The sequence below is a fragment of the Pragia fontium DSM 5563 = ATCC 49100 genome, from assembly GCF_900112475.1.
GTDB classification, from domain to species: Bacteria; Pseudomonadota; Gammaproteobacteria; order Enterobacterales; family Enterobacteriaceae; genus Pragia; species Pragia fontium.
The window spans coordinates 59,894-72,551 of sequence record NZ_FOLW01000006.1 but is presented as its reverse complement, the minus strand read 5'-3'; the positions used below and the strand labels follow the sequence as shown (position 1 = coordinate 72,551).

General features: G+C 44.0%; 14 protein-coding genes. 6 read left to right on the top strand and 8 right to left on the bottom strand.

All coding sequences use genetic code 11. The annotated features are described in order from the left end of the window. The first annotated feature begins 181 nt into the window (after window positions 1-181). The 6 genes from slyA (at window position 182) to pdxY (ending at window position 5,424) form a co-directional block, all read left to right on the top strand. Window positions 182-613 (top strand): transcriptional regulator SlyA, encoded by a 432-nt coding sequence (gene slyA, locus BMZ28_RS10275; protein ID WP_047782611.1) that lies wholly within the window; start codon window positions 182-184, stop codon window positions 611-613. A 197-nt stretch (window positions 614-810) separates the two neighbouring features. Further along, window positions 811-1,914, top strand: coding sequence for an anhydro-N-acetylmuramic acid kinase (gene anmK / locus BMZ28_RS10270; protein WP_047782612.1), 1,104 nt, complete (start codon window positions 811-813; stop codon window positions 1,912-1,914). A 68-nt stretch (window positions 1,915-1,982) separates the two neighbouring features. Continuing rightward, on the top strand, window positions 1,983-2,297 hold the full coding sequence (locus BMZ28_RS10265) for an MliC family protein (protein WP_047780967.1): 315 nt from the start codon (window positions 1,983-1,985) through the stop codon (window positions 2,295-2,297). 97 nt (window positions 2,298-2,394) lie between these two features. After that, on the top strand, window positions 2,395-3,045 hold the full coding sequence (gene pdxH, locus BMZ28_RS10260; protein WP_074822917.1) for a pyridoxamine 5'-phosphate oxidase: 651 nt from the start codon (window positions 2,395-2,397) through the stop codon (window positions 3,043-3,045). 115 nt (window positions 3,046-3,160) lie between these two features. After that, window positions 3,161-4,432 (top strand): tyrosine--tRNA ligase, encoded by a 1,272-nt coding sequence (tyrS, locus tag BMZ28_RS10255; protein WP_047780969.1) that lies wholly within the window; start codon window positions 3,161-3,163, stop codon window positions 4,430-4,432. Window positions 4,433-4,563: 131 nt separating this feature from the next. Then, the gene (gene pdxY / locus BMZ28_RS10250; RefSeq protein WP_047780970.1) at window positions 4,564-5,424 is read left to right on the top strand and encodes a pyridoxal kinase PdxY; all 861 of its coding nucleotides are present in this window, start codon (window positions 4,564-4,566) and stop codon (window positions 5,422-5,424) included. Between the two features lie 74 nt (window positions 5,425-5,498). Here the strand turns inward: pdxY and gstA are convergent, their stop codons facing one another. The 8 genes from gstA to rsxA form a co-directional block, all read right to left on the bottom strand. After that, a complete protein-coding gene (gene gstA, locus BMZ28_RS10245; protein WP_047780972.1) occupies window positions 5,499-6,104 on the bottom strand; it encodes a glutathione transferase GstA in 606 nt (201 codons plus the stop codon). A gap of 105 nt (window positions 6,105-6,209) precedes the next feature. Beyond that, on the bottom strand, window positions 6,210-6,845 hold the full coding sequence (nth, locus tag BMZ28_RS10240) for an endonuclease III (RefSeq protein WP_074822914.1): 636 nt from the start codon (window positions 6,843-6,845) through the stop codon (window positions 6,210-6,212). Beyond that, a complete protein-coding gene (locus BMZ28_RS10235; RefSeq protein ID WP_047780974.1) occupies window positions 6,842-7,561 on the bottom strand; it encodes an electron transport complex subunit E in 720 nt (239 codons plus the stop codon). Before BMZ28_RS10235 ends, nth begins: the two co-directional genes overlap by 4 nt. Next, window positions 7,562-8,188, bottom strand: a complete 627-nt coding sequence (gene rsxG / locus BMZ28_RS10230) for an electron transport complex subunit RsxG (protein WP_074822910.1) — start codon at window positions 8,186-8,188, stop codon at window positions 7,562-7,564. Window positions 8,189-8,197: 9 nt separating this feature from the next. Next, on the bottom strand, window positions 8,198-9,247 hold the full coding sequence (gene rsxD, locus BMZ28_RS10225) for an electron transport complex subunit RsxD (protein WP_047780976.1): 1,050 nt from the start codon (window positions 9,245-9,247) through the stop codon (window positions 8,198-8,200). Then, window positions 9,248-11,404: an electron transport complex subunit RsxC gene (gene rsxC, locus BMZ28_RS10220; RefSeq protein ID WP_074822908.1), complete on the bottom strand. Its 2,157-nt coding sequence runs from the start codon at window positions 11,402-11,404 to the stop codon at window positions 9,248-9,250. It abuts the gene before it with no gap. Next, a complete protein-coding gene (rsxB, locus tag BMZ28_RS10215; RefSeq protein ID WP_047780978.1) occupies window positions 11,397-11,975 on the bottom strand; it encodes an electron transport complex subunit RsxB in 579 nt (192 codons plus the stop codon). The genes rsxC and rsxB overlap by 8 nt, the downstream gene beginning before the upstream one ends. Beyond that, entirely contained in the window at window positions 11,975-12,556 is a 582-nt protein-coding gene (gene rsxA / locus BMZ28_RS10210) for an electron transport complex subunit RsxA (protein ID WP_047782613.1), read from the bottom strand. Before rsxA ends, rsxB begins: the two co-directional genes overlap by 1 nt. Window positions 12,557-12,658: the final 102 nt, after the last annotated feature.

The following is a 12,658-nucleotide window of genomic DNA, read 5'->3' as shown; positions in this document are numbered from 1 at the left end:
ATATTCAAAATATTGCTGTCGATTTGAAACGCATTAATTGTCGACGAAATCATATTTGTGAAAATTAATTCTCATTTAATGCTTTATTTGTTAGGCATTTTGCATTGAAAAAAGTCATAATTAGCAATCATACAATATCATTCACTTTTACTGATTAACGGACTACATTATGAATTCTAAGATTGAATATACGTTGGGTGCAGATATTGCACGATTAGTACGTAGTTGGCGTAGTATTATTGATTTGCAACTCAAGCCAATAGGTTTAACTCAAACTCATTGGATTACGCTTTACTATTTAAATTGCTTACCATTGAATCAGTCACAAATACAATTAGCTAAAGCCATAGGGATTGAACAACCTTCTTTAGTGCGTACACTAGACCAATTAGAAAGTATGGGATATGTAAGAAGAGACCCATGTCCATGCGATCGTCGTGCAAAACAAATTAATTTAACAGAAGAAGCTAAGCCAATCATAAATCAGGTAAATGGTGTAGTTGACGGGGTTCGCAGTGGCATCTTGCGCGATGTGAAAGACGAAGAGTTAGCTATATTTGTTAATCTGATCAATAAATTTGAGAAGAATATTGCTGATCTATCAGGTAAGTAGTTTAGTTAACGGCATATTCAATTAAAATATCAATATGATATTTAACGGTAAAGCACCTCTTTGCGGAGGTGTGCATCAGATCCCCTGAAACTCTTTTCAATATTCTTCTTCTTTTTAGATGGCAATCGTCAATGTTTTTGTTCTAATGCTAGTCTGATTATTTAGGTTATTTCAGAAATAACGGAAACGTATTAATGATAAAAACAGGTAACTATATTGGGGTAATGTCAGGAACTAGTCTGGATGGTGTTGATGTTGCTCTGGTCAATATTAGTGAGAGTAGCGTTACGCAAAGAGTCAGTTATTTTCATCCCATGCCTGATGATATCAAAGCAGATGTTTTATCTGTTTGTCAGGGGCAGACAACAACGCTGTCTGAAGTCGGTCAGTTAGATCTTCGTTTAGGGCTCCTGTTTGCTGAAGCCGTACTCGGTTTATTAAGCAATAATCACATTGCCGCATCAGAGGTTATTGCCATTGGCTGCCATGGTCAAACTGTTTGGCATCAGCCGAAAAGTCCTTATCCATTTACTATGCAACTGGGTGACAATAATCGCATTGCCGCAATGACTGGTATTGTTACGGTAGGCGACTTTCGCCGTAAAGATATGGCATTTGGTGGGCAGGGGGCGCCATTAGTCCCTGCTTTTCATCAGGCATTATTGGCCGTTCCTTATGAGCGTAGAATTGTATTGAATATCGGTGGTATTGCTAATTTATCCGTATTGGCACCAGATGCAGCAGTGACCGGTTTTGATTCTGGCCCGGGAAATATGTTGATGGATGCATGGATCCAACAACAGAAAGGCAAGCCATACGATAAAGATGCCCAATGGGCTCGTCAGGGCCATATTCACAATGGCTTATTATCTTTAATGTTGTCTGACCCTTACTTTAATTTACCCGCGCCGAAAAGTACCGGTAGAGAACATTTTAATCTGCAGTGGTTGCATCAGCTATTGACAACATTTTCGGACGTATCACCACAGGATATACAGGCAACATTAGCTGAATTAACGGTACAGACCATTATTCGTCACGTTAAAGCGGTGGGGGGATGTGATAGGTTATTAGTTTGTGGTGGTGGCGCTCGAAATCCTCTATTAATAGCACGAATGGCGGAAGAGTTACCGAATACAAGAGTCGATATAACCGATAATTATGGTATTAGTGGTGATGATATGGAGGCTATTGCTTTCGCTTGGTTAGCTGCTCGTACCGTATCTGGTTTACCGGGTAATTTACCTGCGGTAACCGGAGCCAGTAAACCAACAGTGCTGGGTGCAATTTATACACCATAACCTGCATTTTTATGTTATAAAATATAAAGGTTACGTTGATTATCGATATTTAATATTGAGGGAGTTGGATGAAAAAGTTAATGCTTGGATTAGCGGCAGTGGTATTAATGGGTTGTCATAGTTCGACAACTGAGTCACAGGCAGTAGAAACAACCTTGACCTATCAATGTGAAAAACAACACTTGTTAACTGTTATCCTGGATAATGAAAAGCAACATCTTCAACTAACTATTGATGGTAAGTTACGCTTATTGAATCAGGTTATCTCCGCTTCCGGAGCCAAATACAGTGATAGTGAGTATACATTCTGGTCGAAAGGGAATAGTGCGATGGTGATGCATAATGATGACATCATCATTAATGACTGTAATCTGCTCCCTTAATTGATTGGTTTTTTATTGTTTTCTTTTTTTGAATGTTTGAAATCCTGTGGTTGTAAGTGCAAGATAAAGCAACGTAGAGTCCAACAGGTTTTCTGGTATGCCTAATCAATCCAATAATATTGCAGATTTGCGGCGGGAATACATTCAGGGTGGTTTACGCCGTAAAGATTTGCCTGAAAATCCGCTCACGCTTTTTGAGCTCTGGTTAAAACAAGCCTGTGAGGCGAAGCTGCCCGATCCCACGGCAATGTGTGTTGCAACTGTTGATGAACACGGGCGCCCCTCTCAGCGGATAGTTTTACTTAAACATTACGATGATCAAGGATTTGTCTTTTATACCAATTTGGGAAGTCGTAAAGCGCAGCAAATTGCACAAAATAATCAGGTTAGCCTCTTATTTCCATGGCATGCGTTTGATCGACAGGTCATCGTTTCTGGTCAGGCGGAGCGCCTGTCATCTCTGGAAGTATTAAAATATTTTCATTCCCGTCCAAAAGATAGCCAAATTGCAGCTTGGGTCTCCCAGCAGTCTTCTCGTATCTCGGCCCGGGGCGTACTGGAAAGTAAATTTATTGAACTGAAACAAAAATTTCTTCAGGGAGAAGTGCCACTGCCCAGCTTTTGGGGGGGATTTCGTATCAGTATTGATGAAATTGAGTTTTGGCAAGGTGGCGTTAACCGTCTGCACGATCGTTTCGTTTATCAACGAACAGAAAATCACTGGAATATTGACCGTTTAGCGCCTTAAGCACTGGTCAATATGTTAAGTGAGGTTTATGCTATCCAGTTCCTTTAAACTATTTTATTCAGCGATAAGTAAACAGATAAATTATCGCAATCTATAACAACGGAGTTATGTACCAATGGCGAACAATTTGATTAAACAATTGCAAGAGCGTGGGCTGGTAGCCCAGGTCACGGATGAAGAGGCGTTATCAGAACGATTGGCACAGGGGCCTATCGCTCTGTATTGTGGCTTCGATCCTACCGCTGATAGCTTGCATTTGGGTCATTTGGTTCCGTTGTTGTGTTTAAAACGTTTTCAATTAGCGGGCCATCAACCCGTAGCATTAGTAGGTGGCGCCACCGGGCTGATCGGCGACCCTAGCTTTAAAGCGGCAGAGCGTAAACTGAATACTGAAGATACCGTTGGGGATTGGGTGAACAAGATCCGTCAGCAAGTTTCTCCATTCCTGGATTTTGACTGCGGTACTAACAGCGCCAAAATGGCCAATAACTACGATTGGTTTGGTGGCATGAAAGTACTGACCTTTCTACGGGATATTGGTAAACATTTCTCTGTCAATGCCATGATTAATAAAGAAGCGGTTAAGCAGCGTCTGAATCGCGATGACAGCGGTATTTCTTTTACCGAGTTTTCTTATAACCTGTTACAAGCTTATGACTTTGCCAGTCTGAATAAAGAACATGGCGTTGAACTGCAAATTGGTGGTTCAGACCAGTGGGGTAACATCACCTCAGGGATTGATCTGACACGTCGCATGAATCAGCAACAGGTGTATGGTTTTACCGTTCCTTTAATCACTAAGTCTGACGGCACTAAATTTGGTAAAACTGAAGGGGGCGCAATTTGGCTCGACCCGAAGAAAACCAGTCCATATAAATTCTATCAATTCTGGATCAATACTGCGGATGCTGACGTTTATCGTTTCTTGAAGTTCTTCACTTTTATGAGCATTGAAGAGATCAATGCACTGGAAGAAGAGGATAAAAACAGCGGTAAAGCTCCTCGTGCACAGTATGTTTTAGCTGAACAAGTGACGCGTTTAGTTCATGGCGAACAAGGACTGGAAGCGGCCCAGCGTATTACTCAGAGCTTATTCTCAGGTAATTTGTCTGATATTACTGAGGATGACTTCGCGCAATTGGCGCAGGATGGTATGCCAGCGATTGAACTGGAGAATGATGCTGATTTACAACAGGCGTTGGTAACGGCTGAATTAGTCCCTTCACGTGGTCAGGCAAGAACCATGATTAGCTCAAATGCGGTAACGATTAATGGTGAAAAACAGTCGAGCCCAGAGTATACCTTTACCGACGGCGATCGCTTGTTTAATCGTTATACTTTATTACGTCGTGGTAAAAAACATTATTGTTTGATTCTGTGGAAATAGTCAGGAAATAATTTTATTTCATAATATCGGCCGCTAAGCGGCCGAATTTTTTGGATTATACATAGTGTAAACCGCCTGATATCTGACACAATAACCATAATATACCTTTCTTGTTTAGGGACATTTCCAAAATGAAAAATATCTTATCCATTCAATCCCATGTGGTTTATGGGCATGCCGGGAACAGTGCGGCAGAGTTTCCAATGCGTAGAATGGGTGTGAATGTATGGCCGCTCAATACGGTACAGTTTTCTAACCATACGCAATATCGGCAATGGGAAGGCTGTGTGATGCCAGCGAGCCATTTAACAGATATCGTGCGGGGAATTAGCGAGATTAATCAATTATCTCGCTGTGATGTTGTTCTGAGTGGATATATTGGCTCTCCAGAGCAAGGTAAAAGCATTCTTGAGGTTGTGGCTGAAGTGAAGGCGGCTAATCCGAAAGCCTTGTATTTCTGCGATCCTGTGATGGGGCATCCGGAAAAGGGATGTATTGTTGCGCCAGGTGTTTCGGAGTTCTTCTGTAATGAAGCGTTGCCGGTTAGCGATATGATGGCACCTAATTTGCTGGAATTGGAGATTCTGAGTGGAAAAACAATTACCACGGTAGATGAAGTTGTCAGTGCCGCACGTGAACTATGCAAAAAAGGGCCGAAGGTGATTTTGGTTAAGCATCTGAGTCGAGCTGGTTACCGGGCGGATTGCTTTGAGATGGCTTTAGTCACTCCTGATGAGGCTTGGCATATTAATCGTCCATTGGTCGATTTTGGCCCACGCCAACCGGTTGGTGTCGGGGATATCACCAGTGGACTTTTACTAGTTAATCTCCTGTTGGAAAAGTCTTTACCTGAAGCACTGGAACACGTGACGGCTGCGGTTTACGAAGTGATGCTGGAAACCCAGAGAAGAGGTGAGTATGAACTGCAATTGGTGGCTGCTCAGGAAAAAATGGTTAACCCAGAACATCATTTCCCGGCGATTAAACTTTAAGTTAGTTAACAGCTTTTCCATGTAAAACGGGCCATAAGGCCCGTTTTTTACTTTAGTCTTAATCAGACTAAATATTATTTCAAACCTTCCGCTTTTAAGGTGGCGTTGACGGCAGGTCTATCCGCAATGCGCTTCATATAAGCAGCTAACGCACTCAGATGGCTTAAATCAAGTTTAACCACGGCGGCCCAGTTAGTGACGGTAAACAGGTACGCATCTGCTACGCTGAAGGTAGAGCCCAAAATAAATTGGTGCTTCTGTAGTACGCTGTCGACATAGGTAAACTGTTTTAACAATCTCTCTTTCGCTATTTTTTTATACTCTTCTGGCGTTTGAGGAGTAAACAGCGGACTAAAACCTTTGTGTAGCTCAGTTGAGATATAGTTTAACCACTCAATGGCGTGATAATACTCAGGTGTACCTACCGCAGGGATTAAGTGCTTAGCCGGTACTTTATGGGCAAGATACTGAACAATAGCCACACCTTCGGTCAGAATGCTGCCATCATCTAATTGTAGCGTTGGCACTTGACCTTTAGGGTTAATTTGCAGAAAGTCGTCACCGTGTTCGGTCTTTTTGGTCGCCAAATCGACTTTTTCTACTGAATAGTTCAGTCCGGCTTCGTTGAGAATGATATGTGGAGATAACGAGCAAGCTCCAGGCTTATAAAATAATTTCATCAAGACTTCTCCGCTGTTGATTAAACAAGTTAATGAACGAACCTGAGCATTCTAGCGCGTCTATAGTATGTTTGATATATGTTATGAAACTGAAAACTAAATGCACTATTCTTCGGTTTTTTCCTTGAACTCACATAAATCTTCGATCAGGCAAGAGCCACAGCGGGGTTTACGGGCAATACAGGTATAGCGACCATGTAAAATCAGCCAATGGTGGCAATCCACTTTAAATTCTGCCGGAACGACTTTAATCAGCTTTTCCTCTACCTGTTCAACGGTTTTTCCTGGGGCAAATCGAGTACGATTACAAACGCGGAAAATATGAGTGTCGACAGCAATGGTTGGCCAGCCAAATGCGGTATTCAGCACCACGTTGGCCGTTTTACGTCCAACGCCAGGTAAGGCTTCCAGCGCGGCGCGATCTTCCGGAACCTGACTATGGTGTTGTTCAATAAGGATTCGGCAGGTCTTAATGACATTCTCTGCTTTACTATTAAACAGGCCAATCGTTTTAATGTAATCTTTTAATCGATCAACGCCTAATGCCAGAATGGTTTCTGGTGTATTGGCGACCGGATACAGTTTAGCCGTGGCTTTATTCACGCTAACATCAGTCGCCTGAGCAGAGAGTAGCACCGAAATAAGCAGTTCAAAAGGTGAGGAAAAAGCTAACTCTGTAGTCGGCGTTGGATTGTTATCACGTAATCGAGTTAAAATTTCAATGCGTTTTGCCTGATTCAAACTGAGATATCCCTATTCATAATTTCTTTTTTTTCGCTATTCAGCGGTTCATTTTTTAGTTCGGCGGTACGACGTTTATAGGCCTTTAACTTTTCATCGATAACATATTTAAACGCCAGCAAAAAACCGAGTCCTAAAAATGCGCCAGGGGGAAGCATCGCCAGTAAGAAGGCGTTATCCAAATGAATGACTTCAATACGTAATACCTTGGCCCATTCACCCAATAACGTATCGGCGCCATCAAATAATGTCCCATTCCCCAGAATTTCACGCATGGCCCCTAAAATAAACAGCACAAAGGTTGCACCCATTCCCATGGCAAAACCGTCGATTGCAGACAGGGATAGCGGATTCTGCGAAGCATAGGCCTCAGCTCGGCCGATCACAATGCAGTTGGTGGTAATTAATGGGATAAAGATCCCTAACGACTGATATAAACCGTAGGCGTAGGCATTAATTAATAATTGAACCACCGTAACGACCGAGGCAATAATCATCACGTAGATGGGAATCCGAATTTCTTGCGGAACCCAGCGACGTAAAGCAGAAACGGCAATATTGGTACAAATTAACACTAAGGTGGTTGCCAGCCCAAGTCCCAAAGCATTTGTTGCTGTAGATGAGACGGCCAACAGGGGGCATAGCCCTAAAAGTTGAACCAAGGCTGAGTTGTTTTTCCATAGGCCTTGATTGAGTAAATTCTTTATTTCGTTCATTTACTGCGCCTCACAGCGTGGGAGTGATTCAAATTGTTGATGGTATTGCTGAATATACAAAGTAGTTTGCTTAACCGCTTTTACCACGGCTCTTGGCGTAATGGTTGCACCGGTAAATTGATCAAACATACCACCATCTTTGCGTACCGCCCAGCGAGGATCGTTATCACTCTCTACTGTTTGATTAGCGAACTTAGTCATCCAATCAGAAATCCTTAGCTCTATTTTATCACCTAGACCCGGTGTTTCATGATGTTCCAGCGTTCGCACCCCAAGAACATGACCATTAAAATCGGCCGCTACCATCAGTTGAATTGCCCCAGAATAACCATCAGGTGCCGTGGTTTCCAATATGGCGGCCACCGGCATATAACCTTTACGGGCGATAAATAATCGATGTGGTTTAGTTGATCCTAATGCCAAATCCGTGACAACGTAACATTCATTCTGCAATTGATTATCGTACATTGATGGAGGAAGCACCTGATCAAACAGGGCTTTTTGTTGTAAGCTTGCCTGCTGCGCAATGGTCGGCTGAGTTAATAGATAAACCGCAGAAGTTATGCCTGTCGCTAGCGCTGCATACAACGCTAATGTTAATCCGTGTTTTTTCATCGTATTCAGCATAATGGCTCCTTAACGATGTCCGTAAACGCGAGGTTGAGTATAGTGATCGATTAACGGTACGGTAATATTCGCTAACAGGATAGCAAAGGCCACGCCGTCAGGATAACCGCCATAACTACGAATAAGCCAGACTAATACCGCGACCAATGCGCCAAAAATAATTCGTCCTTTTGCCGTGGTAGAAGCAGTAACCGGATCGGTAATAATAAAAAAGGCACAAAGCATGGTGGCCCCAGAAAACAGGTGGAACCAAGGGGCGGTATTATGTGTCGGGTCCAGCAGCCAACCGAGGGTAGAGATAATGGTCAGCGTTAACAAAAAGCTCAGCGAAAGGTGCCACTGGATAACCTTTTTCCATAGCAAATATAGCCCACCAAGCAGAAAGCCTGCATTGACCCATTGCCAACCGATCCCAGCCAAGCTGTCATAAATAGGTTGGCTGAGTATTTCCGCCATCGTATGCCCGCTACGTAATCCAGTTTTCAGCGTATCAAGTGGAGTGGCCTGACTGACACCGTCGATACCCAGCATCAATTTAAAGACATCATCACCACTTTGGCTGTGTCCAGTAAATATGATGCTCAGCGTATCAATAAAACCAATATGGGTTGCCTGAAGCGGCTCCGGTGGTAGCCAACTGCTCATTTGGATCGGAAAAGAGATCAAAAGAATAACGTAACCAACCATGGCTGGATTAAATGGGTTTTGACCCAGACCGCCATAGAGCTGTTTAGCGATAACAATGGCAGAGAAAGTGCCAATAACGATAATCCACCAAGGCGCCAGAGGAGGAATACTGATTCCTAATAGCAGGGCGGTTAATAGTGCTGAGTTGTCAGCTAGTCTTGGTATTACAGGAATATGGCGTAGCTTGAGGACCAGACCTTCTGACAGAAGCGCGACAATTATCGCTAACGCTATCTGAATCAAATTACCATAACCAAAAAAGTACCATTGAGCCGCGATCCCCGGCAGACAAGCCAGAACAACAAGCAACATTAGCCTTTGGGTAGATTGCTGGCTATGAGAAAAGGGCGAGCTGGTTATGCGAAATGACATTTATTCTTTACCTGATGTAGTTAACAGCGCTTTTTGCTGTGCTTTACGGGCTTTCACTCTGGCAATAGCTTCAGCAACGGCAGCTTTGCGTTCATCATCATCCGTCTGGTTTTGTGTTTCAACAGTGGTAACCGTTTTTTGTGGCTCTGGAGATTGTCGTTGTTGTTTACGTGCCTGAGCACGAGCAATCGCCTCTGCAACAGCGGCTTTACGACGATCATCGCTGGGTGCAGTCGACTGCGGTGTTGTATCCGGTGCCTGTTTTTGCTGCTCTTTACGCGCTTTAGCTCGGGCAATGGCGGCGGCAACGGCAGACTTACGATCGTCAATGATTTCGGCTGAGGCTTCCTGACTATCTGTGGATATTGCCGTATCAGTGTTGCTTTGACTTTCCCGCTTTTGCTGTTCTTTTTTAGCTTTGGCTCTGGCAATCGCGGCTGCCAGAGCGGCTTTGCGCGGATCGGATTCTGTAGACGATGGCGTTTCAGACGTTACCGATAGATTGCTTTGTTCTACTTGATTTTGGCGCTGAGCTTTTCTGGCTTGTCGGGCGGCAATTGCTGCACGGTTATCAGGTAAAACTTCCCCATTGATTGATTTAATCGTTGGTTGTAGAGCTTCTTCGGATTTATCCGCCGCTTTTTTACTTTTAACGCGCTCAAGCGCCGATTGAATCATTTGGTTATCGTCAGCGTCCAGCTTGGTTTCTGCTCGCTTATGGCGTTGCATGCGCGCCTGCTTTTCTCTTTCCATCCGCGCTTGTTTCGCGTCAAAACGTATTTTTGCGATACGGGCCAGTTCCGCCTGTTCGTCCTGCTCCCTAATTTCGGCTTTTTCTTGACGGTAATACTGCACCAGTGGAATATTGCTTGGGCAAACATAAGCGCAAGCGCCGCATTCAATACAGTCAAACAGATTGTAGTTACGCGCTTTTTCATGTTCTTTACCGCGGCTAAACCAGTAGAGTTGTTGAGGTAACAGTCCGGCAGGGCACGCATCAGCACACTGAGTACAGCGGATACATGACTGTTCTGGTTCCGGCGGCGCAATTTCTGTCTCTGAAGGCGCAATGAGGCAGTTACTCATCTTGATGACTGGAACATTGAGGTCCGGCAGGGCAAATCCCATTAACGGGCCGCCCATAATAACCATTGGTTGTGGTTGGGGCTGATAACCTGCCTGATAAAGTAATTCGGAAATCGGTGTGCCCAGTAAAGCCCAAACATTACCTTTATCTGCAATAGCATCGCCAGTTAATGTCACAATACGTTCAATTAGCGGTTCACCGTCAATCACCGCGCGTTTAATAGCTAAAACCGTGCCTACATTTTGCATTAAAACGCCAATGTCTGACGACCGACCACCGTGCGGGACTTCCCGGCCGGTTAAAATCTTAGTTAGCTGTTTGGCACCACCAGACGGGTATTTAGTTGGAATCACCCGGACTGAGATATTGTGGTTTTCGTTACGTTGTAACGCTTTATTTAAGCTAGCGATAGCTTCTGGTTTATTGTCTTCAATACCAATCAGGATTTCGCTGGGCTTCAGGATATGACGTAAAATTTCACATCCGGTAAGCAACTCGTCAGCGTACTCTTGCATCAGACGATCATCGGCAGTGATGTAGGGTTCGCATTCTGCGCCATTGATAATCAGGGTATGAATGCGACTAAGCGCGCCGTTAATTTTGCTGGCGGTAGGGAATACCGCACCACCTAATCCCGCTATGCCGGCCTGATGAATATGGGCAATTAACTGTTCTGGCGAATAATTCTGGTAGTCAGCTAATGGACAGCGATCAAACCACGTGTCCAGACCATCTGGCTTTAGGGAAATGCAACGTTCGGGTATGGCGGATGGATGAGTACTGGGATAAGCACCAATATCAGTAATCACGCCAGACGTAGAGGCATGTACCGGAAGTGTTCTGTTTTTACCAACGGTTAACGGCTGCCCTTTAAGGACATAGTCGCCTTTTTTTACTAATAGCTCGCCTGATGGTCCAAGATGTTGCTGCAGTGGAATAATCAGCTGGCTCGGTAAACCAAAGCGTTTAATGGGTATCAGACGTGTTTGATCCTTCATCTCTGGAGGATGAATGCCGCCATTGAAATCCCAAACTTTGGTTTTTCTAAATTTAGCAAACAGATCAAACATGTGAATTTGTCTCAATATTTTTTACTGGAATAGACTGTAAGTCCCATTTCCAGTTAGCCGTAGTAGGTTCAATGGGGCGCATTTCTATACAATCGGTTGGGCAGGGAGCAACGCAAAGATCGCATCCGGTACAGAGATCGATAATGACCGTATGCATGGCTCGGGTTGAACCGACAATCGCATCAACCGGGCACGCCTGAATACACTTGGTACAGCCAATACAGTTGCTTTCATCGATAAAGGCGATTTTGCGAGGTGGATTGGTTTCCATGGTGGTTACGTCAAGAGGCTGAGGCTCAATACCCAACGTATCCGCCAGCTTTAACATCACGTTTTCGCCACCGGGCGCACATTTATTGATCATTTCACCGTCATTCGCCACGGCTTCGGCATAAGGACGACAACCAGGATAGCCGCACTGCCCACATTGGCTTTGTGGCAATAGCGCTTCGACTTTATCCACGATCGGATCGGCATCTACCTGAAAACGGCGCGCGGCAAAACCCAAAATAGCGCCGCACACTAAGGCAAGTAGCGTCAGAACAATAATACTGGACCACAGAGAAAACATTAGAACCTTACCAATCCGGTGAAACCCATAAATGCCAGCGACATTAATCCTGCCGTAATCAGAGCTATAGATGAGCCCTTAAACGGTGCGGGCACGTCAGCGGAAGCTAAACGTTCACGGATAGCGGCAAATAAAACCATCACAAATGAAAAACCTACCGCAGCACTAAAACCATAAATAGTCGATTGCATAAAATTATGTGACTGGTTCACGTTCAACAAAGCGACACCCAATACCGCACAGTTGGTGGTAATTAGTGGTAAGAAAATACCCAGTAAACGATAGAGAACCGGGCTGGTTTTACGCACGACTAACTCTGTGAACTGAACCACAACAGCAATAACAAAAATAAACGCCAGCGTGCGCAGATAGCTCAGCCCTAGCGGTTGTAAAATATAATTTTCAACTAACCACGCGCAGATTGACGCGAGGGTCAGCACAAATGTTGTTGCTAATCCCATTCCGATAGCGGTTTCAAGTTTTTTAGATACCCCCATAAAAGGGCACAAACCTAAAAACTTAACCAAGACGAAATTATTAACAAAAACCGTGCCGACAAAAAGCAATAAATAATCGCTCATCGTTTTGCCTAAAAGAAAAGAAGCCGCCATATTATCAATAATTGGCGGCTTAATCACAACACTGTAAATGTAGGGTTATTGGTATTTACCTCAATAGAGTTA

Bases quoted from the DNA above. Each gene is read 5' to 3' on its own strand.
- tyrS (WP_047780969.1), top strand. From the start codon at position 3,161: ATGGCGAACAATTTGATTAAACAATTGCAAGAGCGTGGGCTGGTAGCC.
- rsxC (WP_074822908.1), bottom strand. From the start codon at position 11,404: ATGTTTGATCTGTTTGCTAAATTTAGAAAAACCAAAGTTTGGGATTTC.
- rsxA (WP_047782613.1), bottom strand. From the start codon at position 12,556: ATGAGCGATTATTTATTGCTTTTTGTCGGCACGGTTTTTGTTAATAAT.
- rsxB (WP_047780978.1), bottom strand. From the start codon at position 11,975: ATGTTTTCTCTGTGGTCCAGTATTATTGTTCTGACGCTACTTGCCTTA.
- rsxG (WP_074822910.1), bottom strand. From the start codon at position 8,188: ATGCTGAATACGATGAAAAAACACGGATTAACATTAGCGTTGTATGCA.
- gstA (WP_047780972.1), bottom strand. From the start codon at position 6,104: ATGAAATTATTTTATAAGCCTGGAGCTTGCTCGTTATCTCCACATATC.
- pdxH (WP_074822917.1), top strand. From the start codon at position 2,395: ATGCCTAATCAATCCAATAATATTGCAGATTTGCGGCGGGAATACATT.
- rsxD (WP_047780976.1), bottom strand. From the start codon at position 9,247: ATGTCATTTCGCATAACCAGCTCGCCCTTTTCTCATAGCCAGCAATCT.
- BMZ28_RS10265 (WP_047780967.1), top strand. From the start codon at position 1,983: ATGAAAAAGTTAATGCTTGGATTAGCGGCAGTGGTATTAATGGGTTGT.
- BMZ28_RS10235 (WP_047780974.1), bottom strand. From the start codon at position 7,561: ATGAACGAAATAAAGAATTTACTCAATCAAGGCCTATGGAAAAACAAC.
- pdxY (WP_047780970.1), top strand. From the start codon at position 4,564: ATGAAAAATATCTTATCCATTCAATCCCATGTGGTTTATGGGCATGCC.